The 21,550-nt window shown below is 72.9% G+C and carries 19 protein-coding genes; 8 read left to right on the plus strand and 11 right to left on the minus strand.

Annotated elements, in window-relative coordinates; translation table 11 throughout:
- Window positions 1-3: 3 nt before the first annotated feature.
- Genes nadC through CP983_RS18935 form a run of 4 tightly spaced genes read right to left on the minus strand, consistent with a single transcriptional unit; the run spans window position 4 to window position 4,638 of the window.
- Window positions 4-975, minus strand: coding sequence for a carboxylating nicotinate-nucleotide diphosphorylase (gene nadC, locus CP983_RS18920; protein WP_107904514.1), 972 nt, complete (start codon window positions 973-975; stop codon window positions 4-6).
- Window positions 976-980: 5 nt separating this feature from the next.
- A complete protein-coding gene (locus tag CP983_RS18925; RefSeq protein ID WP_107904516.1) occupies window positions 981-2,690 on the minus strand; it encodes an L-aspartate oxidase in 1,710 nt (569 codons plus the stop codon).
- Window positions 2,687-3,685: a pantoate--beta-alanine ligase gene (gene panC / locus CP983_RS18930; protein WP_150500630.1), complete on the minus strand. Its 999-nt coding sequence runs from the start codon at window positions 3,683-3,685 to the stop codon at window positions 2,687-2,689. Before panC ends, CP983_RS18925 begins: the two co-directional genes overlap by 4 nt.
- Window positions 3,682-4,638 carry a Rossmann-like and DUF2520 domain-containing protein gene (locus tag CP983_RS18935; RefSeq protein WP_150500632.1) on the minus strand — a complete coding sequence of 319 codons (957 nt, stop codon included), beginning with the start codon at window positions 4,636-4,638 and terminating at the stop codon, window positions 3,682-3,684. Before CP983_RS18935 ends, panC begins: the two co-directional genes overlap by 4 nt.
- Window positions 4,639-4,834: 196 nt before the next feature.
- Between CP983_RS18935 and CP983_RS18940 the strand changes: the two genes are divergently transcribed.
- The gene (locus CP983_RS18940) at window positions 4,835-6,103 is read left to right on the plus strand and encodes a threonine aldolase family protein (RefSeq protein WP_150500634.1); all 1,269 of its coding nucleotides are present in this window, start codon (window positions 4,835-4,837) and stop codon (window positions 6,101-6,103) included.
- Here the strand turns inward: CP983_RS18940 and CP983_RS18945 are convergent.
- On the minus strand, window positions 6,093-6,308 hold the full coding sequence (locus CP983_RS18945) for a hypothetical protein (RefSeq protein ID WP_125529229.1): 216 nt from the start codon (window positions 6,306-6,308) through the stop codon (window positions 6,093-6,095). The two genes, CP983_RS18940 and CP983_RS18945, sit on opposite strands and share 11 nt — an antisense overlap.
- A gap of 170 nt (window positions 6,309-6,478) precedes the next feature.
- Between CP983_RS18945 and CP983_RS18955 the strand changes: the two genes are divergently transcribed.
- Window positions 6,479-7,585, plus strand: a complete 1,107-nt coding sequence (locus CP983_RS18955; RefSeq protein ID WP_150506692.1) for a DUF5937 family protein — start codon at window positions 6,479-6,481, stop codon at window positions 7,583-7,585.
- Window positions 7,586-7,637: 52 nt separating this feature from the next.
- On the opposite strand, the gene CP983_RS18960 is transcribed toward CP983_RS18955, so the two are convergent.
- The 3 genes from CP983_RS18960 to CP983_RS18970 form a co-directional block, all read right to left on the minus strand.
- Entirely contained in the window at window positions 7,638-8,270 is a 633-nt protein-coding gene (locus CP983_RS18960) for an AAA family ATPase (RefSeq protein ID WP_125529230.1), read from the minus strand.
- A 52-nt stretch (window positions 8,271-8,322) separates the two neighbouring features.
- Window positions 8,323-8,994 (minus strand): response regulator, encoded by a 672-nt coding sequence (locus CP983_RS18965; protein ID WP_107904526.1) that lies wholly within the window; start codon window positions 8,992-8,994, stop codon window positions 8,323-8,325.
- 75 nt (window positions 8,995-9,069) lie between these two features.
- Entirely contained in the window at window positions 9,070-10,284 is a 1,215-nt protein-coding gene (locus CP983_RS18970) for a sensor histidine kinase (RefSeq protein ID WP_030967560.1), read from the minus strand.
- Window positions 10,285-10,402: 118 nt separating this feature from the next.
- Between CP983_RS18970 and CP983_RS18975 the strand changes: the two genes are divergently transcribed.
- Entirely contained in the window at window positions 10,403-11,422 is a 1,020-nt protein-coding gene (locus tag CP983_RS18975) for an SAM-dependent methyltransferase (RefSeq protein ID WP_150500636.1), read from the plus strand.
- 30 nt (window positions 11,423-11,452) lie between these two features.
- Here CP983_RS18975 and CP983_RS18980 read toward each other — a convergent pair whose 3' ends face one another.
- Window positions 11,453-12,604: an NADH-quinone oxidoreductase subunit D gene (locus CP983_RS18980; protein ID WP_107904530.1), complete on the minus strand. Its 1,152-nt coding sequence runs from the start codon at window positions 12,602-12,604 to the stop codon at window positions 11,453-11,455.
- A gap of 31 nt (window positions 12,605-12,635) precedes the next feature.
- Between CP983_RS18980 and CP983_RS18985 the strand changes: the two genes are divergently transcribed.
- A complete protein-coding gene (locus CP983_RS18985) occupies window positions 12,636-13,154 on the plus strand; it encodes a PH domain-containing protein (protein ID WP_107904532.1) in 519 nt (172 codons plus the stop codon).
- On the plus strand, window positions 13,151-14,485 hold the full coding sequence (locus CP983_RS18990) for a PH domain-containing protein (RefSeq protein WP_150500638.1): 1,335 nt from the start codon (window positions 13,151-13,153) through the stop codon (window positions 14,483-14,485). Before CP983_RS18985 ends, CP983_RS18990 begins: the two co-directional genes overlap by 4 nt.
- A 319-nt stretch (window positions 14,486-14,804) precedes the next feature.
- Here the strand turns inward: CP983_RS18990 and CP983_RS18995 are convergent, their stop codons facing one another.
- On the minus strand, window positions 14,805-16,370 hold the full coding sequence (locus CP983_RS18995) for an ICP22 family protein (protein WP_150500640.1): 1,566 nt from the start codon (window positions 16,368-16,370) through the stop codon (window positions 14,805-14,807).
- A 144-nt stretch (window positions 16,371-16,514) separates the two neighbouring features.
- Window positions 16,515-17,633 carry an alpha/beta hydrolase gene (locus CP983_RS19000; protein WP_150500642.1) on the minus strand — a complete coding sequence of 373 codons (1,119 nt, stop codon included), beginning with the start codon at window positions 17,631-17,633 and terminating at the stop codon, window positions 16,515-16,517.
- 258 nt (window positions 17,634-17,891) lie between these two features.
- Between CP983_RS19000 and CP983_RS19005 the strand changes: the two genes are divergently transcribed.
- The 3 genes from CP983_RS19005 to CP983_RS19015 all read left to right on the plus strand — a co-directional run bounded on the left by CP983_RS19005 (window position 17,892) and on the right by CP983_RS19015 (window position 21,260).
- Window positions 17,892-19,724, plus strand: a complete 1,833-nt coding sequence (locus CP983_RS19005; RefSeq protein ID WP_150500645.1) for a phosphatidylglycerol lysyltransferase domain-containing protein — start codon at window positions 17,892-17,894, stop codon at window positions 19,722-19,724.
- A gap of 109 nt (window positions 19,725-19,833) precedes the next feature.
- Window positions 19,834-20,760 (plus strand): dihydropteroate synthase, encoded by a 927-nt coding sequence (gene folP / locus CP983_RS19010; protein ID WP_150500647.1) that lies wholly within the window; start codon window positions 19,834-19,836, stop codon window positions 20,758-20,760.
- Window positions 20,757-21,260 (plus strand): nuclear transport factor 2 family protein, encoded by a 504-nt coding sequence (locus CP983_RS19015; RefSeq protein WP_107904543.1) that lies wholly within the window; start codon window positions 20,757-20,759, stop codon window positions 21,258-21,260. The genes folP and CP983_RS19015 overlap by 4 nt, the downstream gene beginning before the upstream one ends.
- Window positions 21,261-21,550 lie beyond the last annotated feature (290 nt).

A 21,550-nucleotide genomic window follows, 5' to 3' on the forward strand; every position in this document is an offset into this window, starting at 1 on the left:
TTCCTACTCCGCCGCTCGCAGGTCCAGGCCGATGTCCAGGATCGGCGAGGAGTGGGTGAGGGCTCCGACGGCGAGGTAGTCGACGCCGGTGGTCGCGTACGCGCGGGCGTTGTCGAGGGTCAGGCGGCCCGAGGCTTCGAGGGCTGCTCGGCCGGCCACGATCGCCACCGCCTCCTCGCACTCGCCCGGCGTGAAGTTGTCCAGCAGGATCAGGTCCGCGCCGGCGTCCACGACCTCGCGGAGCTGGTGCAGGGTGTCCACCTCGACCTCGATGGCGAGGTCGGGGAAGGCCTCACGGACCGCCTTGAAGGCCTGGGCGACCCCTCCCGCGGCCACTACGTGGTTGTCCTTCACCAGGGCCGCGTCCGACAGGGACATGCGGTGGTTGACCCCGCCTCCACAGCGCACCGCGTACTTCTCCAGGGCTCGCAGGCCCGGAGTCGTCTTGCGGGTGTCGCGGACCTTCGCCCCGGTGCCGTCCAGTACGTCCGCCCACGCGCGCGTGGCCGTCGCGATGCCGGACAGGCGGCACAGGATGTTCAGCGCGCTGCGCTCGGCCGTCAGGAGGTCACGGGTGCGGGTGGTGATGGACAGGAGCTTGTCGCCCGCCTCCACCCGCTCGCCGTCCTCGACGTGGCGCTCGACCTCGAACTCGTCCTCGCAGACGATCGAGACGACCGCCTCGGCGACCCGGAGGCCCGCCACCACGCCCGCTTCACGGGCTACGAAGTCGGCCGTGGCCACTGCTTCCTCGGGGATCGTGGCGACGGTCGTCACGTCCACGCCGTGCGCCAGGTCCTCCTGGATGGCGACGTTCGCGATGTCCTCGACCTCGACGGGGTCCAGGCCCGCCTCGGCGAGGAGTTCGGCGAGTGCGGGGTCGAGGCCGCACTCCAGGTACTCCTCGCCACCGCCGCAGGCGCAGTCGTCGCCGCAGCCGCCGTTCGGGGCGAGGGGAAGGTCGGGGGTGGTCACTGCTGTCACTGCTCCTGGGGACGGGTCGGGGGGAAGTCTGCGGTGTCTGTGGTGTGCACGGCCAGTGTGCGGTCGGGGTTCAGGCGTACGACGATGTGGCGGCGCCATGAAGTGTCGTCGCGGTCGGGCTCGTCCTCGCGCCAGTGGCAGCCCCGGGTCTCCTCGCGCAGTTGTGCCGCGGCCACCAGGACCCGGGCCACGCAGAGGAGGTTCGTGGCCTCCCAGGTGTCGACGCCGGGCTCGGCCGTCTTGCCGTTCTGGGTGAGGGTGTCGCGGGCCTCGGTGCGCAGGTGCTGGAGCTGGTCGGCGGCCTTGGCGAGGGACTCGGCCGAGCGCAGGACTCCGGCGCCGTCGGCCATCGTCCGCTGGATCGCGAAGCGGGCCTCGGGGGCCAGCAGCGGGTGTTCGGGGGTCTCGGGGTACGGCACCGGGTGCGGCACGCGCGCGTGCAGGCCGTTCGCCGCCCGGGACGCCGCGATGTCCTCCACGATGCGCTCGGCGTAGACCAGGCCTTCGAGGAGTGAGTTGGAGGCCAGGCGGTTGGCGCCGTGCACTCCGGTGCAGGCGACCTCGCCGCACGCGTAAAGGCCGGGGACGGTCGTACGGCCCTGGGAGTCGGTGCGTACGCCGCCGGAGGCGTGGTGGGCGGCCGGGGCGATCGGGATGGGGGTGGTGACCGGGTCGATGCCGTTCGCCCGGCAGGCGGCGAGGATCGTCGGGAAGCGGTGCTCCCACATGTCGGCGCCGAAGTGGCGGGCATCGAGGAACATGTGTTCCGCGTCCTGCTCCAGCATGCGTCGCATGATGCCCTTGGCGACGATGTCCCGGGGGGCCAGTTCGGCGAGTTCGTGCTGTCCCAGCATGAAACGGACGCCGTTCGCATCGACCAGGTGGGCGCCCTCGCCTCGTACCGCCTCGGAGACCAGGGGCTGCTGGCCCTCCGCATCCGCGCCCAGGAAGAGGACCGTGGGGTGGAACTGGACGAACTCCAGGTCGCTCACCTCGGCGCCGGCGCGCAGCGCCAGGGCCACGCCGTCGCCCGTCGACACCGACGGGTTCGTCGTCGCCGAGAAGACCTGGCCCATACCGCCGGTCGCCAGGACCACGGCCGGGGCGTGGACCGCTCCCACGCCGTCGTGCTGGCCCTCGCCCATGACGTGCAGGGTTACGCCCGCCGTACGGCCCTCGGCGTCCGTGAGGAGGTCGAGGACGAGGGCGTTCTCGATCGTGCGCAGTCCACGCGCGCGTACCGCCTCCACGAGCGCGCGGGAGATCTCCGCTCCCGTCGCGTCGCCGCCCGCGTGGACGATACGGCGACGGTGGTGGCCACCCTCGCGGGTGAGCTCCAGGCCGCCTTCCTCCGACTCGTCGAAGTGGGCGCCGGTCTCGATCAGCCGGCGTACGGCGTCGGGGCCCTCGGTGACGAGGATGCGGACGGCGTTCTCGTCGCACAGGCCCGCGCCCGCGACCAGGGTGTCGTCCAGGTGCTGCTCCGGGGTGTCGCCCTCGCCGAGGGCCGCGGCGACGCCGCCCTGGGCCCAGCGGGTGGAGCCGTCGTCGAGGCTGGCCTTGGTGACGACGACCGTCTTCAGGCCGACGGCCTCGCAGCGCAGGGCGGCGGTGAGGCCGGCGATGCCGGAGCCGACGACCACGACATCCGCGGCGATGGACCACCCGGGCGCGGGTGCGTGCAGTCGTATGCCTGTGCTGGTCACGAGGCGGCTCCGAAGGTCAGGGGGATGTTGTCGATCAGCCGGGTCGTGCCGACCCGGGCGGCGACGGCGAGGACGGCCTCGCCGATGTACTCGTCCTCGTGATCGGTGATCTCCGTGAAGTCGGACGGGTCGACGAGGGCGAGGTAGTCCAGTTCGAGCGGCGGGTCGAGGCGGGCGGCCTCGTCCAGGACCAGGCGGGCGGCGGCGCGGACGGCGGCCGCGGCGCCGGGGACGGCCTTGGCGACGGCGTGCGCGTCGGCCGCGGCGCGGGACTCCCCTATGGCGCTGAGCGCCTCGGCACGCGCACGCGTGGCGGGCACTTCACGGGCGCGTGCGCGCAGCGCCTCCTGGGCGGCGTGCCGGTCGCTGCCGGCGAACAGGGCCTGGGACAGCGCGAGGGCCGTGCGGCGTTCCTTGGGCGAGAGGTAGCGGTTGCGGCTGGAGAGGGCGAGGCCGTCCTCCTCGCGCACGGTGGGTACGCCGACGATCTCGACTCCGAAGTTCAGGTCGCGGACCATGCGGCGGATCAGCGCGAGCTGCTGGGCGTCCTTCTGGCCGAACAGGGCGACGTCGGGCCGGGTGAGGTGCAGCAGCTTGGCGACGACCGTGAGCATGCCGTCGAAGTGGCCGGGGCGCGAGCCGCCCTCCAGGCGCTCGCCCATCGGGCCGGCGCTGATGCGGACCTGGGGCTCGCCGCCGGGGTAGACCTCGTCGACGGAGGGCGCGAACACGACGTCCGCTCCGGCCTGTTCGGCGATCTTGACGTCGGCGTCCAGGGTGCGCGGGTAGCGGTCGAGGTCCTCGCCCTGGCCGAACTGCAAGGGGTTCACGAAGACGGTGACGACGACCTCGCCGTCCGGTCCGGCGATCGCGCGTGCGGTGCGGACCAGGGTGGCGTGGCCCTCGTGCAGGGCGCCCATGGTCATCACGACGGCGCGCCGGCCGGCACGCGTGCGTGCGTGCAGTTCGGCGGCGGTGCGCAGGGTGGTGGTCATCGGGCGTCTCCCTCGGCGCCGTCGGTCCCGTTGCTGCCGTCGGTTCCGTCGGTTCCGTCGGCGAGTACCCCGAGGAGGTCCTCGGCGAGCTCCGGCTTGAGCAGGCCGTGGGCGAGGGCGCGGTCGGCGGTCGCGCGGGCCATGGCGAGATAGCCGGCGACGGTCTGCGGGGCGTGCCTGCGCAGTTCGCTGACGTGCGCGGCGACGGTGCCCGCGTCCCCGCGCGCGACGGGGCCGGTCAGGGCGGCGTCGCCGGAGCGCAGGGCGTTGTCGAGGGCGGCGCCGAGCAGCGGGCCGAGCATCCGGTCGGGGGCGGCGACGCCCGCCTCGCGGAGCAGGTCCATGGACTGGGCGACGAGCGTGATCAGGTGGTTGGCGCCCAGCGCGAGAGCCGCGTGGTAGAGCGGGCGCCGTTCCTCGGCGATCCACTCCGGCTCGCCGCCCATCTCGATGACGAGGGCCTCGGCGGCCAGCCTCAGTTCCTCGGGCGCGGTGACGCCGAAGGAGCAGCCGGCGAGGCGCTGGACGTCCACGGGTGTGCCGGTGAAGGTCATCGCCGGGTGCAGGGCCAGCGGCAGCGCGCCCGCGCGCAGTGCGGGGTCCAGGACCCTGGCGCCGTACCGCCCGGAGGTGTGCACCAGCAGCTGGCCGGGCTTGACGGCACCGGTCTCGGCGAGGCCCTCGACCAGGCCGGGCAGGACGTCGTCGGGGACGGTCAGCAGCACCAGTTCGGCGCGCGCGAGCACTTCGGCGGGCGGCACCATCGGCACGTCGGGGAGCATCCGCTCGGCCCGTCGCCGGGAGGCGTCGGAGACTCCGGAGACGGCCACCGGGCGGTGTCCGGCGAGCTGGAGGGACGCGGCGAGCGCGGGGCCCACCCGGCCGGCGCCGACGACACCGACGGAGAGCCGCGCGGGGCGGTCCCTGGGATCTGGCTGTTGGCTTGTACTCACGCGACGGCGGCCTTCCCGTTCCAGTCCGCTCGGGGTACCGGACGATTTCTCGTCATGTTAACGCGATTGGTTCGAGAGGCGTTCGGTTGTCCACAGGCTGTGGGTTTCGCCACGCCTTCCGGGGCGGACGCTTCGGGCGGGCCGCGGCGGGAAATGCGGATGCCCGCGCAGGTGGGGGCGCGGGATGATCCCGGGCATGAGCGATACGGCGGAGCGGAGCGACCGGCAGCGGGCGGAACGGGGCGGACAGGGGACAGGGGCGAGGGCAGGGGCGGATCCCGGCGAGCAATTGTCGGACGAGCAGGTGTCGGACGACGAGCGGCGCAAGCAGCGCCGTGAGCGGCGCATCGCCGCCTACCGGAGCGCGCGGCGCGTACTCGCGCGCCCCGGCTTCCTGGGGACCCTCCGCGAGCGCCTGGCGCTGCTGGACGAGGCGCGTGCGCTGGACCTGCACGACCTGGACACGCCGTCGGACCTCTACGGCGACGGCATCGTCGAGGCCCTGGAGGAGAAGACCGCCCAACTGCTCGGCAAGGAGGCGGCCGCGTTCTTCCCGACCGGCACGATGGCCCAGCAGGTGGCCCTGCGCTGCTGGGCGGGCCGTACCGGGAACCCGACCGTCGCACTGCATGCGCTTGCGCACCCCGAGATGCATGAGCGGAACGCGTTCAGCCAGGTCAGCGGCTTGCGCCCAGTCCGTGTGACGAGCGAGCCGCGGCTGCCGACCGCCGCCGAGGTACGGGACTTCGACGAGCCCTTCGGGGCGCTGATGCTCGAACTGCCTCTCAGGGACGCCGGTTTCGTACTGCCCACGTGGCAGGAGCTCACGGAGGTGGTCGAGGCGGCGCGCGAGCGGGAGGCGGTGGTTCACTTCGACGGTGCCCGCCTGTGGGAGTCCACGGTCCACTTCGACCGCTCCCTGGAGGAGATCGCGGACCTCGCGGACAGCGTGTACGTGTCGTTCTACAAGTCCCTCGACGGCTTCGGCGGCGCGGCCCTCGCCGGCCCGAAGACGCTGGTGGACGAGGCGAAGGCCTGGCGGCACCGGTACGGCGGGATGGTCTTCCAGCAGTTCCCGACCGCGCTGTCGGCGCTGGCCGGCCTGGAGCGGGAGCTGCCCCGGCTGCCCGAGTACGTCGCCCACGCGCGCGTGGTGGCCGCCGCGCTGCGCGAGGGGTTCGCGGCGGCCGGGGTGCCGTGGATGCGGATCCACCCCGAGCCGCCGCACACGAACGAGTTCCAGGTCTGGCTGCCGTACGACGCCGACGTGGTCGCCGAGGCCGCGATCCGGCACGCCGAGGTGACGAAGACCGTCCTGTTCGCGAACGGCTGGGAGGCCAAGGGCCCCGGGCTGGCCTTCACGGAGGTCTACGTACGGGCCGCGGGGCTGGAGTGGACGGCCGCCGACGTACGGGAGGCCGTCGCCCGGTTCGTGGCCCTGCTGACCGAGGAGGTCACCAGGTAGAGCGCGGCCGCCCGTGCAGCCACCGCCCCAGGGCGTGCCGTATCCGCCCGTGGGCCGGGCGACCGGCGACGACGGCCCTGAACCGGCGGTGGTCGCGGATCTCCCGCATGACCTGCCAGTCGTGGGTGCCGGGCGCCGGAGGGGGCGCCTCGCCCTGCTGCCGGGCACGGTAGGTGTCGAGGAGGTAGTGCTGGGTGATGCTCATGGCCGATCGCCTTCTCGGGACGTAGGAGACATGACGTGGGTGGGTGATCGGGCTCCGCGGCTGCCCCGGTCGTCCCAGGCTGCGCCGGGTGCCGCCGCCGCGTCGCGTCGATTGACGGCGGCCGTCAATCGACGACGGCGTTGTCAGTGGCGGGGTGCACCATGAAGTACATGAGCGTGACCATCGACATCGCGGGGCTGCGGCCGGAGAGGCTCGCCGTCGTGCCCTCGCCCCTGGCCGAGCTCGGCATGGCGCTGCACGCGCTGTCGGAGCCGGGGCACCACCCGGGCCTCCAGGGCTGGGTGACGGGCGTGACGGCCCGGCTGGACTCCCATCTGGCCGACCGGATGTGCGAGGCCGACTTCCTGTGGCGGACGACCTTCTCCGACCTGTTCATGCCCTTCGCCGGCATCCCGGGCCGCAGCACCCTGCCGGGCGCCACGCTCGCGGAGGAGCTCGACCAGCTGGACAAGCTCACGGACGAGCAGTTCGTGGACGCGGCCCTGGAGTTCACCTGCGCCCTGCCGTACAGCACCGGCGGGCCGGACGCGCTGTCCGACCCCGAAGTGCGGCACCGGGCGCTGGACCTCGCCGCCGCGCGGGGGCCGCGGCAGCTGCGGTTCAGCGAGCGGCTGCTCGTCGACCCGCCGCGGATCAGGGCCTGGCTGCGGCAGTTCCTCCAGGACTGCGACGAGGCGTTCTTCGCGGAAGCCTGGTCCCGGCTGCGGCACCAGCTGGCGAACGACGCCCGCCACAAGACGGACCTGCTGCGGCACAAGGGCCTCGCGGAGGCGCTGGCCGCGGTGTCCCCGGCGGTGACCCTGGACGAGCCGGCCGCGCGGATCACCGTCGACAAGCTGGGCGAGGGCCACACGGCCGTCGCGGACGGCGGCCTCCTCCTCGTCCCGACGAGCCTCGGCTGGCCGCACCTGATGGTCCTGCACCGCCACGAATGGCAGCCGGTGCTGCACTACCCGGTCGGCTCCCCCGAGCTCGCCGCGCCGCCCTCGGTCGAGCAGCTGGCCCTGCGGATGACCGCGCTCTCCCACCCCGTGCGGATGCGCATCTGCCGCCACCTCGCCCGCAGCGCCTACACCACCGGCGAGCTGGCGCAGGTGCACGGCATGACGGCACCGGAGATATCCCGGCACCTGGGCGTTCTGAAGAAGGCGGGCCTGGTCACCACCCGCCGCCGCGGCCGTTACGTCCTGCACCAGCTGGACGTGACGGTGGTGGCCCGGCTGGGCAGCGACTTCCTGGAGGGCATCCTCCGGTAGCGGCCCGCATCGGAGCTCAAGGGCGTCGTTCGACGGCAGCCCGCCCCGGGGCTCAGTCGAGCCGGATGTGCCTGATCCCCACTCCGGCCTGCCGCAGCCGCGTCCGCAGCGCGCCCTCGTTGTTGGGCCGAAGCCGCAGTCCGGCCAGGACGGCGATACGGTCGGCCGTCTTCGGCACGGTCGAGTGGTCCGTCCACAGATGTTCGGCGAACTCCGGCTCGCGCAGCCGCTCCAGGCAGTGGTCGAGCTGCCGGACGGCCCAGCTCTCCCGGCGCAGCCCGGCGTTCTTCCCGGCGACGCGCTGAAGGAGGTGCCCGAAGCCGCGCTCCCGCAGCCGCTTCAGGACGGTCTCGCGCTGGGCGAGGAGGCTGAAGTGCCGTACGTCGTGGCCGAGTTCGCCGAGCCGGCCGACCGTCTCGGCGAAATAGTCGGAGTTCGTGACCGTCATGGGGGCGATGACCACGCCGTCGTGCTTGGTGAGGGCGAGGTCGAGCACCTCGACGACGCCCTGCCGCCAGGACGTCAGATCCTGGAAGTCGCCGCGCAGTTCGGGCGGGAGCGTGCGGCGCAGTCCGAACCCGGCGTGCTCCGGGTCGCAGATGACGCTGCCGGGCAGACGGCGCCGGATCTCGTGTGCGGTCTGTGTCTTGCCGCCCCCGAAGGGGCCGTTGATCCACAGGAGCATGCGCAGACCCTAGTGGGCACCGGTCACGCCGGGGTCACGCCCCAGTGCCGCGTCAGCCGTGCCCGCCGGCGCGGACCAGGCCGGTCTCGTAGGCCAGGACCACCACCTGCACCCGGTCGCGCAGCCCCAGCTTGGTCAGGATGCGGCCGACGTGGGTCTTCACGGTCGCCTCGGACAGCACCAGCCGGGCGGCGATCTCCCCGTTGGACAGCCCCTGCGCGACCAGCACCATGACCTCGCGTTCCCGGTCGGTGAGCCGCTCCAGCTCCTTGTGCTGGGGCTCCTTCCCGGCGGACGGCAGCATCGGCGCGAACCGGTCCAGCAGGCGCCGGGTGGTGGACGGGGCGACGACCGCGTCGCCGCTGTGCACCGAGCGGATGGCGGCGAGGAGCTCGCCGGGCGGCACGTCCTTGAGCATGAAGCCGGAGGCGCCCGCCTTCAGCCCGGAGAAGGCGTACTCGTCGAGGTCGAAGGTGGTCAGGATCAGCACCTTGGGCGGCTCGGCCTCCTCGCAGATGCGGCGGGTGGTCTCCACGCCGTCCAGCTTCGGCATGCGCACGTCCATCAGCACGACGTCGACGGCGGTCGAGCGCAGCACCTGGAGGGCCTCGACGCCGTCGCCCGCCTCCGCGACGACCTCCATGTCCGGCTGGGCGGCGAGCACCATCCGGAACCCGGTGCGCAGCAGCACCTGGTCGTCGACGAGCATCACGCGGATCGCCATCGGGGTCCTCTTCCGTCTCTTCCGTATGCGTCTACAGGGCCGTTACAGGTGTCAACAAGGGGCATGGCTCAGAGGTCAGTGTGCTGGTTTGAGCGGCAGCAGCGCACTGATGCGGAATCCTCCGCCCGGACGCGGCCCCGCGTCCAGCGTGCCGCCGACCATGCCGACCCGCTCCCGCATCCCGATCAGGCCGTGCCCGCTGCCGTCGGCGCCGCCGTCCTCGTACAGCTCGTGCGGGGCGCCCTTGCCGTCGTCCTCGACGAGCAGGCCGAGACCGTCGTCGAAGTAGACCAGGCGCACGCTGGCGCCGGCGTTCGGCCCGCCGTGCTTGCGGGTGTTGGTGAGCGCCTCCTGCACGATGCGGTACGCCGTGAGCTCGACGCCGCTGGGCAGCGGGCGCGGGGTGCCCTCGACCTTGAAGTCGACCGGCAGGCCGGAGGTGCGGCACTGCTGGATGAGCTCGTCGATCTGCTCGACGTCGGGCTGCGGGACGTACTCGCCGCCCTCCTGGTGCTCGCCGGTGCGCAGCACGCCGAGCAGACGGCGCATCTCGGCGAGGGCCTGGCGGCCGGTGGAGGAGATGGTCTCCAGGGCCTTCTTGGCCTGGTCGGGGGCGGCGTCGAGGACGTAGGCGGCGCCGTCGGCCTGCACCACCATCACGGAGACGTTGTGCGCGACGACGTCGTGCAGCTCGCGTGCGATCCGGGCGCGTTCGGCGGCGACCGCGACCTTGGCCTGCGCCTCGCGCTCCTTCTCGAGCCGGGTCGCGCGCTCCTCCAGCTGCTCGTAGTAGGCGCGGCGGGTGCGGATCGAGTCGCCGAGGACCCAGGCGAGCGCGAACGGCACCGTCAGGAAGATCATCAGCGCGATGTTGCCCAGGACGCTGGAGTCTCTCTCCGGCCAGCGCAGCTGTGCCAGGGGTGCCGCGCACAGGCCGACGCCCAGCGCGGTCCGGGAGGCCCAGCGGGCGCCGGTGGCGGCCACGGTGTAGGTGATCACCAGGAAGGCGAAGTTGGCCGGTGTCGTCGCCACGTCGAGGGCCAGCTGTGCAAGCCCCACTCCGATGGCCAGCAGCAGCATCTTCTCCGGCATCCGCCGGCGCAGCGCGATCACCAGGCACAGCAGGAGGACCATCACGACGATGGCCGCTTCCGAGTCCGTGCCCGGAGGGTTCTGTCCGCCCTCGTCGCGGACGGCCACGGTGACCACAGAGATCCCGAAGAGGAAGACGGCCCAGAAGCTGTCGACCCATGTCGGGTGTCTGCGGATGAAGTCGTAGAGGCGCTGCACGTAACCCAGCGTAGGGAAGCGAGATGTGTGCAGGGGTCAACCGGAGGGCCGATCCGCACCCCGCGCGCGTACTCCCCAAGGTGGAGGCTGTGTTCTTCCGTGCGCTTAGCCTGGGCCGGTGACAGCAGAGGCGACGGGTGAGTGGCACGGGTGGCGCACGGCGGCGGAAGCCGCTCTCTACGGGCCGGACGGCTTCTACCGCCGCCCCGAGGGACCGGCCGGGCACTTCCGTACGTCCGTCCACGCCTCGCCGCTCTTCGCCGACGCCGTGGCCCGGCTGCTGTGCCGCGTCGACGAGGCCCTCGGGCGTCCCGCGCGGCTCGACCTCGTCGACATGGCCGCCGGACGCGGCGAGCTGGTCACGGGCGTCCTGGCCGCCCTGCCCGCCGAGGTGGCGGCACGCACGCGTGCGTACGCCGTCGAGATCGCCGACCGCCCGCAGGCGCTGGATCACCGAATCGAGTGGCTGCCGGAGCCGCCGCCGCGGATCACGGGCCTGCTGTTCGCCAACGAGTGGCTGGACAACGTGCCCGTGGAGGTCGCCGAGGTCGACTCCGCGAGCGTATCGCGCCGGGTCCTCGTGCGGCGCGACGGCACCGAGCGCCTCGGGGAGCCGGTCTCCGGGGCGGAGGCGCGGTGGCTGGAGCGGTGGTGGCCGTCGGGGGGCGCCCAGGGGACGCGGGCCGAGGTCGGCCTGCCGCGGGACGAGGCCTGGGCCGCCGCGGCCGGGACGCTGGACCGGGGCCTCGCGGTCGCCGTGGACTACGCGCACTCGGCGCAGGCCCGACCGCCCTTCGGCACCCTCACCGGCTTCCGCGAGGGCCGCGAGACGGCGCCCGTCCCGGACGGTTCGTGCGACATCACGGCCCATGTGGCACTGGATGCCTGCGCCCTGCCCGGAGCGGTCCTGCTGACCCAGCGCGCCGCCCTGCACGCCCTGGGCATCTCGGGCGCACGCCCCCCGCTGGAGCTGGCCTCCACACGCCCCGCGGAGTACGTGCGGGCCCTCGCGGGCGCGGGCGAGGCCGCCGAGCTGACGGCGCCGGGCGGGCTGGGTGACTTCGGCTGGCTCCTGCAGTCGGTTGGAATTCCGAACGTACTGGCCGCCCATGGGCAGGGCGGCGGCCCCACGGACTGACGGGCCGGCCGCTTGGCGCCTACTCGCCGCCTACTTGTCGATGTCTCCGACCACGAAGAACATCGACCCCAGGATCGCCACCATGTCCGCGACCAGCGTCCCCGGCAGCAGCTCGACCAGCGCCTGGATGTTGTTGTACGACGCGGAGCGCAGCTTCAGCCGGTACGGGGTCTTCTCGCCCTTGCTGACGAGGTAGTAGCCGTTGATGCCGAGCGGGTTCTCGGTCCACGCGTACGTGTGGCCCTCGGGCGCCTTCAGCACCTTGGGCAGCCGCTGGTTGATCGGCCCCGGCGGCAGCTCGGCGAGCCGGTCGAGGCAGGCGTCGGCGAGGTCGAGGGCGACGTGGGTCTGCTCCAGCAGGCACTCGAAGCGGGCGAGGCAGTCGCCCTCCTGCCGGGTCACCACGCGCAGGACGTCCCCCAGCTCGCCGTAGGCGAGGTAGGGCTCGTCGCGGCGCAGGTCGAAGTCGACGCCCGAGGCGCGCGCGATCGGCCCGCTCACGCCGTACGCGTGCACGGCCTCCGGAGTGAGAGCGCCCACGCCCCGGGTGCGCCCCCGGAAGATCTCGTTGCCGAGGACCAGGTCGTCGAAGCGGTCCATGCGGGAACGCACGTCGGCGACGGCGGTACGCGCGCGTGTGGTCCACCCGGCCGGCAGGTCCTCCTTGAGGCCGCCGACCCGGTTGAACATGTAGTGCATCCGCCCGCCGGAGACCTCCTCCATCACGTGCTGGAGTTCCTCGCGCTCCGTGAAGGCGTAGAAGATCGGCGTGATCCCGCCCAGCTCCAGCGGGTACGACCCGAGGAACATCAGGTGGTTGAGCACCCGGTTGAGCTCGGCGAGCAGCGTCCGCGTCCACACGGCCCGCTCGGGCACCTCCATCCCCAGCATGCGCTCCACCGCCAGGACGACGCCCAGCTCGTTGGAGAACGCCGACAGCCAGTCGTGGCGGTTGGCGAGCATGATGATCTGGCGGTAGTCGCGGGCCTCGAAGAGCTTCTCGGCGCCGCGGTGCATGTAGCCGATCACCGGCTCCGCGCTGATGATGCGCTCGCCGTCCAGCACGAGCTTCAGACGCAGCACGCCGTGCGTGGAGGGGTGCTGGGGGCCGATGTTGAGCACCATGTCGGTGCTCTCCGCGGCGCCGCCGATACCGACCATGGTCTCCGTCGTAGGAGTCATGGACACAGTCTCTCCTACGTACGCTGGCCCCATGGAGACGGGGAGCCCACAGAACACGGGAACGGCGGGGGACGAGCGGGCGGGGGACGAGCCGGGGTGGACCGGCCTGCCGCCGGGCCTGCTCCGCATGCGCCGGCTGTTGCTGGTGGTGTGGCTGGGACTGCTGGCGATCGGCCTGGGACTGCTGCTCGGGCTGCTCGCCGGGCCGGGCTGGGCGGCGTTCTCGGCGCTGCCGCTCGCGCTGATGGCGTGGGGCTGGGTGATGCTGGGCCGCAACTGGCGTTCGTGGCGCTACGCCGAGCGCGCCGACGACCTGCTGATCAGCCGGGGCGTGCTGTGGCGCGAGGAGACAGTCGTGCCGTACGGCCGTATGCAACTGGTCGAGGTCACCTCGGGTCCGGTGGAGCGGCACTTCGGGCTGGCCAGCGTGCAGCTGCACACGGCGGCCGCCGCGACCGACGCCACCATCCCCGGCCTCGATCCGGCGGAGGCGGAACGGCTGCGCGACCGGCTCACCGAGCTCGGCGAGGCACGATCGGCGGGCCTGTGACGACGCCAGGCGTCGGCGACGCCGTACGCGAGCGGCCGCCGGTGTCCGAGCGGCGCCTGCACCCCGTGACGCCGCTCAGGCGCGCATGGGCGCCGGTTGCCGTGCTGATCGGCTGGGCGGTGCACGACCCGGACCAGGCGCAGCGCCAGCTCACCAGGCTGACCACGACCACGCTGCTGATCGCGCTCGCCGTGCTGCTTCCGGCGGCCGCCCTGTACGGCTTCCTCACCTGGTGGTACACGCACTTCGCCGTGACCGACGCGGAGTTGCGCATCCGCACCGGGCTGGTGTTCCGGCGCACCGCGCACATCCGGCTGGAACGCATCCAGGCGATCGACGTCACCCAGCCGCTCCTCGCGCGCGTGGCGGGCGTCGCGAAGCTGAAGCTGGACGTCATAGGCGCCGACAAGAAGGACGAACTCGCCTTCCTGGGCGCGGAGGAGGCGCGCGCCCTGCGTGCGGAACTCCTCGCGCGCGCCGCCGGTTTCGCCCCCGAGACGGCGCACGAGGTCGGTGAGGCACCGTCCCAGCAGCTCCTGCGGGTCCCGCCGGGCGTCCTCGCCACCTCCCTCGTCCTCACCGGCGCGACCTGGGCGACGCTGGGCGCCGCGCTGGTCGTACCGACGGTCCTGTGGCTGGTCACCGAGAGCGCGTGGACGGTCCTGGCCACCGCGATCCCGCTGGTCGGCGCGGCGGGGGCCAGCAGCGTGGGGCGGTTCGTCACCGAGTACGACTGGACGGTGGGCGAGTCGCAGGACGGTCTGCGCATCGACCACGGCCTCCTCGACCGCGCCCACGAGACGGTGCCGCCGGGCCGCGTGCAGACGGTAAGGATCGTCGAGCCGCTGCTGTGGCGACGACGCGGCTGGGTGCGGGTGGAACTGGACGTGGCCGGCTCCGCCAACTCGCTCCTGCTCCCGGTGGCACCGCGCGAGGTCGCCGAGTCGGTCGTCGCGCGCGTGCTGCCCGGGGTGACGGTCCCGAGCCGCGCGTCCCTGTCCCGTCCGCCGCGCCGCGCGGGCAGGTGCGTGCCCCTGTGGTGGCGCGGCTACGGCCTCGCCGTCACGGACGCGGTGTTCGCCGCCCGCACGGGCCTGCTCCGCCGCAGCCTCGCCCTGGTGCCGCACGCCAAGGTCCAGAGCGTCCGCCTGGCCCAGGGCCCCTGGGAGCGCCTGTGGGGCGTCGCCGACGTCCACGTGGACACGGGGGCCAACAAGACGGTCACCGCCCGTCTGAGGGACGCCGAGGAGGCGTCGGAGCTGCTCCGGGGCCAGACGGAGCGATCCCGAACGGGGCGGCGCGATGCCCTGCCGGATCGGTGGATGGCTTGAGCGGTGCCGGGGGGTGGCGTGAGGCGTCGCCCTGGAGGCGGGGGGTCTGAGCCGGTCCCGGGAGGGGGCTTGAGCCCGGCCCCGGAGGGGGCTTGAGCCCGGCCCGTCCCGGTGGGGCGTGAGCCCGGCACGGGAGGTGGCGTGAGCCCGGCACGGGAGGTGGCGTGAGCCCGGCACGGGAGGTGGCCTACGCCCGTCCCCGGGACGTGGCCTGCGCTGTGGCTGAGAGGTGGTCTGTGCCATCCCCTGGAGGTGCCGAGCATGAGCCGTCCCGGAAAGTGGCGGCGGCGGGCCTGAGCGAGCCGCCGCCCGTCCGGCGTCAGGAAACCGCGCTCCGCAGCCCCTGGATGTCGATCTGCTCGGTCTCGTCGTGCGCCGTCAGGTCGATGACCTGGCCGATGCCCCGGGACTCCTCGTCGGCCGGCTTGAACTCGGCCTCGGACTCGGCCTTGTGCAGGGCGAGGGCCTCCTGGCCGACGACGTCGGCGAGGTCCTCGTTCTGCACGGACTCCAGCGCGGACGGCTCCGTGCCCTGCTTCGTGCCGAAGAAGTCGAACCCGCCCTCGACCGCCGGGCGCCGTACGGGCGCGGCCGGTGCGACGGCCACCGCGGTCGGCTCGATGAAGTGCCCCGCGGGGCGCCGAGCGGCGGGCAGCGCCGGCCGGGTCGTGGCCAGGGCGCCTGCCGGGGTGACGGCGGCCGCGTGCTCATGCCCGTCGACCGCCCCTGGCTTCCCCTGCGGGTCGTCCTCCAGCACGGGCTCCGTCTCGGAGGCGCCGGCCCCCTCCACCTCGGCGTCGCCCGAGGCGTCCTTCAACGGCCTGCCGCCGGACGGGCCGTCGCCCTTCGGGGGGTCGTTCTTCGGAGACCCGTCCTTGGAGGGCTCCTCCTTGGAGTCCACGGAGTCCTTGGCGGACTTGGCCTTCACGGACTCGTCCTCGGCCGACCGGTCGGCGGCCGACCCGTCCTCCGACGCCTCGCCCAGGGGCGCCTCGTCCACGGACGACTCAGCGACGGGCGACTGGGACTCGTCCTCGGCGGACGTCTCCTCGGCCGACGTCTCCTCCGGCGAGTCCCCGTCGGACGCCTCGCCCTTCACCTCACCGTCCGCTTCCGGCTCACCGTCCTTGTCGAACCGCGCCAACGCGGCCTTGGCGCGCAGGAACAGCCGCGAACCCTCCGGCGAGAAGACCTTCGCGTCGACGGGCGCCTCTTCGGCGGCCTCCGCGACCTCGTCGTCCTCGTCGTCCTGGATCGCCTCGGCGTCGTCGTCCGCCACACTCTCCACGTCGTCCACGCCCTCCGCCTCGGCCGGGGCAGCCACAGCCCCCGCCTCCTCGGCCTCGGCGAACTCGGCAGCGGCGTCGTCGGCGGCCTCCGCCTCTCCGTCACCCGGCTCCGGTACCGGCGGCAGCGCCCGCGCGGGCGCGGCGGCCTCTATCTCCAGAACCCGGCGCTCCTCCAGGACGGTCGCGCGCTCGGTCTCCGCCGTGGCGTACCGCCGCAGCAGCGAGGCGTGCTCGTTGCGCAGCCCGGCGAGCTCGGCCCGCTTGCCGCGCAGCCGCTGTTCGAGCTTGACGCGCAGCTCGCGCGACTCGTCGAGGTCGGCCTCCAGCTCGGCGACCCGCTCCTCGTGCCGCCACTCGTCGCTGGCACGCGCGCGCGTGAGGTCGGCGACCTGCTTGCCCGCGTGCGTGTCCCAGCGGCGCATGACGACCGCACCCACGACCGCCGTCGCCGCGGCGGCCGCGGCGAAGCCGCGCAACGCCATGGTTTGGGAGAACACCCAGGGGGCGAGCGCACAGACGACGGACACGCCCGCGATGGCCGACGGGGGCAGCATCCTGTGCAAGGGCGGGGAATGGCGGTGACGTCCACGTGGCATGGCCAGAAACTTACCGCGCGTAGGCGAATCTTGGCGCCCCGCCCCGTAAAAAGACAGCCATCCCGAGTCGTTCACTTGGCATCAGGATTCAGTTCCGTCACCGAATTGGCCACGAAACAAGATCAAAGAGCCGGATCGGCCACCTCACCTGCCGTCCAGCCGTCCGCTCAGCCACTGGAGCGTCCCCGGAATCTCCCGCCGCCAGGTGTTGAAGTTGTGCCCTCCGCTTTCGAGGACGATCGATGAGATCCGGGTCAGCCCGGTCGCCTTCACGCGCTCAATGAACTTCAACGTGTCCTTGTAGTTGGATTCTCCAACTTTGCTGCTGCTGACAAGCAGTGAAGTGTCCGGAGCGGGCATGTGCGCGAGGTACCACCACAGGTTCGCGCGATTGCGCAGTTCCTCGTCGCCGTGGAAGAGATCGCCGGTCGTGGCGTCGATGGGCGCCTTGTAGTAGGCGGAGAGTCCCGCCCCGGCGGCGTACACGCGCGGATGGTGCATGGCGAGCTTCAGCGCGCAGTAGCCGCCGGTGGAGTCGCCGATGATGCCCCAACTGCCCGGATCACCGCCGACCCTGTAGTGGCCGCTCACGGCCTCGGGGAGATCCGACGCGAAGAACGTCTCGGTCTGCGGTCCCCCGGGGATGTCGACGCATTCGGTGTCGCGCGGCGGGGCCACGGTGGGACGCATCATCACCAGGATCATCGGCTCCATACGGCCTTCCCCGACCAGCCGCGCGGCCGTGCGCGGGTAGTCGAGCTTGTCCACCAGCGCCTGGGCCGTACCGGGATAGCCGGTGAGGACGACGGCTGCGGGGAACGTACGCGTCCGGTATTCCGGCTGAAAGTATTCGGGCGGCAGATAGACATACGCGGGCGTGGCGATGCGTGTCGTACGGCCGACGATGTCGACCTTGTCGATCCGGCCGCTCCGCTGCGGACCGGCGCTCGTCGCCCCCGGCACCCGCCGCGTCTCGGCGACCCGCAGCGGCCCGCCCGCCGGCACGTGGTCCACGACGACGCCCTGGTCCTTCTCCTGCCCGAACAGGTCGGCCCAGCTCGCGTAGAACCCGAAGACCTGGTTGGCGAGGAGGCCGACCGACGCGAACAGCGCCAACTGCGTGGCGAGCAGCAGCCCGACGCGCCCGGCGACGGCACGCGGGCCCCGCCGCGCCAGCCGTGGCCACAGCCACACCGTGCCGACGAACAGCCCTAGGGCCGCGAGCACCGCCAGCGCCAGCACCTTGTCGCTCGTGAGACCCATCGATGGTTACCTGCCCGCACTTTCCGCCCGGAGCACGAGTGCGGACACCTGCCCCACGCGTCGCCTCCCCCGCACCTTCGCAAGGGCTTGCCCCGGACTTTCCTTGGCCTTTGAAACGGTTTTGGGAAGCCGAGTGAACCTCTCCCCTCAAGACACCGTCCTAGAGGGCGCAATGTCGCCGGATGCCCGAATCGGCACCGGATCCAAGGTCTCTCGCAGAACTAATGGGATGCGATGTCTGTCAGGACAGATGTGGAAATGTCGGGCAAGGTTCCTCAACGATCTCCCCAGGTGGGGCATCTGTCGAGCCGCGTGCGGAACGTGCTGCGCGGCCCGCGCCCCGAGGCCGTTCCCGTCCTCCTCGGCAGGGCCTGCGCGCTGGTCGGCCTGCTGGACATCGGCGCCGGCGTCTTCCCGCGCTTCCGGCACAGCCGTATGCACGCCATCGCCGAGGTGCTGCCGGGCGCGACGGGCCCGTTCGCGGCCGCCCTCTCGCTCAGCGCCGGCGTGCTGTTGCTGCTGCTCGCGCACGGCCTCAAGCGCGGCAAGCGCAGGGCCTGGCGCGCCGCCGTCGTCCTGCTGCCGGCCGGAGCGGTGGCGCAGTTCACCTACCGCCACTCCGTCATCGGCGTCCTGATCTCCCTCGCGCTGCTCGCGCCCCTGCTGCGCCACCGCGACCAGTTCGCGGCCCTGCCCGACCCGCGCAGCCGCTGGCGCGCGCTCGCCAACTTCGTCCTCATGGGCGCCGGTTCGCTCGCCCTCGGCCTGGTCATCGTCAGCGCCCACCCCAAGACCCTCGTCGGCGACCCGAGCCTGGCGGACCGCATCACCCACGTCCTGTACGGCCTGTTCGGCTTCGAGGGCCCGGTCGACTACCAGGGCACCACCTCCTGGACGGTCGCCTTCTCCCTCGGCGCCCTCGGCCTGCTCACCGCGATCACCACCATCTACCTGGCCTTCCGCCCCGAGCACCCGGCCGCCGCCCTCACCGAGGACGACGAGGCCCGGCTGCGCGCCCTGCTCGCCAAGCACGGCGGCCGCGACTCCCTCGGCCACTTCGCGCTGCGCCGCGACAAGGCCGTCGTCTTCTCCCCCAGCGGCAAGGCCGCGGTCACCTACCGCGTCGTCTCCGGCGTGATGCTCGCCAGCGGCGACCCCATCGGCGACGTCGAGGCCTGGCCCGGCGCCATCGAACGCTTCATGGACGAGGCCAAGGCCCACTCCTGGACCCCCGCGGTCATGGGCTGCTCCGAGACCGGCGCCGAGGTCTGGACCCGCGAGACCGGGCTCGACGCCCTCGAACTGGGCGACGAGGCGGTGGTGGACGTCCCGGATTTCTCGCTCACCGGCCGCGCGATGCGCAATGTGCGCCAGATGGTCAAGCGCATCGAGCGCGCCGGTTACGAGACCCGGGTACGCCGTGTCCGTGACCTCGGCGAGACCGAGCTGGAGCGGATCCGCCAGGCCGCCGAGGACTGGCGCGGCACCGACACCGAGCGCGGCTTCTCCATGGCACTCGGCCGCGTCGGCGACCCGTCCGACGGCGACTGCCTGATCGCCACCGCCCACAAGGCGGACGACGAGCCGGGACCCTACGGCGACCTCAAGGCGATCCTGCACTTCGTGCCCTGGGGCACCGACGGCGTCTCGCTGGACCTGATGCGGCGCGACCGCGCGGCCGACCCCGGCATGAACGAACTGCTGATCGTGGCCGCCCTCCAGGCCGCCCCGAAGTTCGACATCGCGCGCGTCTCCCTCAACTTCGCCATGTTCCGCTCGGCCCTGGCACGCGGCGAGAAGATCGGCGCGGGCCCCGTGCTGCGTGCCTGGCGGGGACTGCTGGTCTTCCTCTCCCGCTGGTTCCAGATCGAGTCGCTGTACAAGTTCAACGCGAAGTTCCAGCCCCGCTGGGAGCCCCGCTTCGTGGTCTACCGCGCCTCGGCCGACCTGCCCCGCCTCGGCCTCGCCGCGATGCAGGCGGAAGGCTTCGTGAACATGGCCCTGCCGCTGCCCCGCTTCCTGCGCCGCCGCACGGCCACGCGACGCCCCTGCGCACACCGCGCGGCAGAACGGGACATCCAAGCGGCCTAGCGGCAGCGCCGCAAAGGGGCGCGGGGAACCGCGCGACCGGCCACGACGGACCCGCAGGCCGCCCACCCACCTGTCCCGGCCCTCCCGGCGGAGCGCATACGCTGAACGTATGAGCAAGCACAGCGGACGCGGGCGCGTCGCGGGCCTCCCCCAGTGGGACCGGTGCGCGGTCATGGGAGTCGTCAACGTGACCCCCGACTCCTTCTCCGACGGCGGCCGCTGGTTCGACACGACGTCCGCCGTCAAGCACGGCCTCGCCCTGGTCGAGGAGGGCGCCGACCTGGTCGACGTCGGCGGCGAGTCCACCCGCCCCGGCGCCACCCGCGTCGACGAGGCCGAGGAACTGCGCCGCGTCATCCCCGTCGTGCGCGGCCTCGCCGCCGAGGGCGTCACGATCTCCGTCGACACCGTGCGCGCGTCCGTCGCCGAGCAGGCCCTCGCCGCAGGCGCCGCCCTCGTCAACGACGTCAGCGGCGGCCTCGCCGACCCCGCGATGATCCCGGTCGTCGCCGACGCCGCCGCCCCCTTCGTCGTCATGCACTGGCGCGGCTTCCTCGACGGCGGGAACGTCAAGGGCGTGTACGCCGACGTCGTCGCCGAGGTCGTCGAGGAGCTCCACGCACGCGTGGAGGCCGTCCTGGAGGGCGGCATCGCCCCCGACCGCATCGTCGTCGACCCCGGCCTCGGCTTCTCCAAGGACGCCGAGCACGACCTCGTCCTTCTCGCCCACCTCGACCGGCTGCTCACCCTCGGCCACCCCCTCCTCGTCGCCGCCTCCCGCAAGCGGTTCCTCGGCCGCGTACTCGCCGGCCCGCAGGGCGAGCCGCCGCCCGCCCGGGAGCGCGACGCCGCCACGGCCGCCGTGTCGGCACTCGCGGCCCAGGCCGGCGCATGGGCCGTACGCGTCCACGAAGTACGCGCCACGGCGGACGCGGTGCGCGTCACCCGCGCCATCGAGGAGGCCCGCGACGCCGGAACCGCACCCGGCGCGCAGGCCGGGAGTGACGGCGCGCACGGCTCTGAAGGAGCCCGGTGAGCGCCCCCCACACCGACGTCGAACAGGTGGAGGCGGCCAACACCGCCTTCTACGAGGCAGTGGAGCGCGGCGACTTCGAGCAGCTCTCCAAGCTCTGGCTCACCCCCACCGACCTCGGCGTCGACGAGACCTACCACGACCCGGCCGACGCCGGCGTGATCTCCTGCGTGCACCCGGGCTGGCCGGTCCTCACCGGACGCGGCGAGGTCCTCAGGTCGTACGCGCTGATCATGGCGAACACCGACTACATCCAGTTCTTCCTCACCGACGTGCACGTCTCCGTCACCGGCGACACCGCCCTGGTGACCTGCACCGAGAACATCCTCAGCGGCGGCCCCGCGCCCGACGCCGGCGAGGAGCTCGGCCCGCTCGTCGGCCAGCTCGTGGTCGCCACGAACGTGTTCCGGCGCACGACCGAGGGCTGGAAGATGTGGTCCCACCACGCCTCGCCGGTTCTGGCCGAAAACGACGAGGACGAAAGCGACGACACCCCCGCCTGAGTGGGTAGGCGCCGTACAGGACCGGCAGGACCCACCAGGCTCCCGCAGGGGTCCCGGGGACGACCACGGTGCCGCGCCCGTGCCCGCACGACCACCCGCAAGGGGACCCGCGGGTGCCCGCCGGGACCAAGAAGTGGTTGGAATCACTTGTGTGCGGGTAGGCGCGGCTACCAACCCGTGAGCCGCCGGATTCCCCAGGGGAAACACCTGGTGAATCCTGCCGGCCCCGGACCGGGCCCACGCCCCCGTGGCCCGGCCCTGTCAGTGCCCGCAGGTAGATTCGTTCGAGG

Origin of the sequence: Streptomyces chartreusis (assembly GCF_008704715.1) — a bacterium.
GTDB lineage: Bacteria > Actinomycetota > Actinomycetes > Streptomycetales > Streptomycetaceae > Streptomyces > Streptomyces chartreusis.

Bases quoted from the DNA above. Each gene is read 5' to 3' on its own strand.
- folP (WP_150500647.1), top strand. From the start codon at position 19,834: ATGAGCAAGCACAGCGGACGCGGGCGCGTCGCGGGCCTCCCCCAGTGG.
- CP983_RS19000 (WP_150500642.1), bottom strand. From the start codon at position 17,633: ATGGGTCTCACGAGCGACAAGGTGCTGGCGCTGGCGGTGCTCGCGGCC.
- CP983_RS19005 (WP_150500645.1), top strand. From the start codon at position 17,892: ATGTCGGGCAAGGTTCCTCAACGATCTCCCCAGGTGGGGCATCTGTCG.
- CP983_RS18985 (WP_107904532.1), top strand. From the start codon at position 12,636: ATGGAGACGGGGAGCCCACAGAACACGGGAACGGCGGGGGACGAGCGG.
- CP983_RS18940 (WP_150500634.1), top strand. From the start codon at position 4,835: ATGAGCGATACGGCGGAGCGGAGCGACCGGCAGCGGGCGGAACGGGGC.
- CP983_RS18995 (WP_150500640.1), bottom strand. From the start codon at position 16,370: ATGCCACGTGGACGTCACCGCCATTCCCCGCCCTTGCACAGGATGCTG.
- CP983_RS18960 (WP_125529230.1), bottom strand. From the start codon at position 8,270: ATGCTCCTGTGGATCAACGGCCCCTTCGGGGGCGGCAAGACACAGACC.
- CP983_RS18945 (WP_125529229.1), bottom strand. From the start codon at position 6,308: ATGAGCATCACCCAGCACTACCTCCTCGACACCTACCGTGCCCGGCAG.
- CP983_RS18965 (WP_107904526.1), bottom strand. From the start codon at position 8,994: ATGGCGATCCGCGTGATGCTCGTCGACGACCAGGTGCTGCTGCGCACC.
- CP983_RS18980 (WP_107904530.1), bottom strand. From the start codon at position 12,604: ATGACTCCTACGACGGAGACCATGGTCGGTATCGGCGGCGCCGCGGAG.
- CP983_RS18955 (WP_150506692.1), top strand. From the start codon at position 6,479: ATGAGCGTGACCATCGACATCGCGGGGCTGCGGCCGGAGAGGCTCGCC.
- panC (WP_150500630.1), bottom strand. From the start codon at position 3,685: ATGACCACCACCCTGCGCACCGCCGCCGAACTGCACGCACGCACGCGT.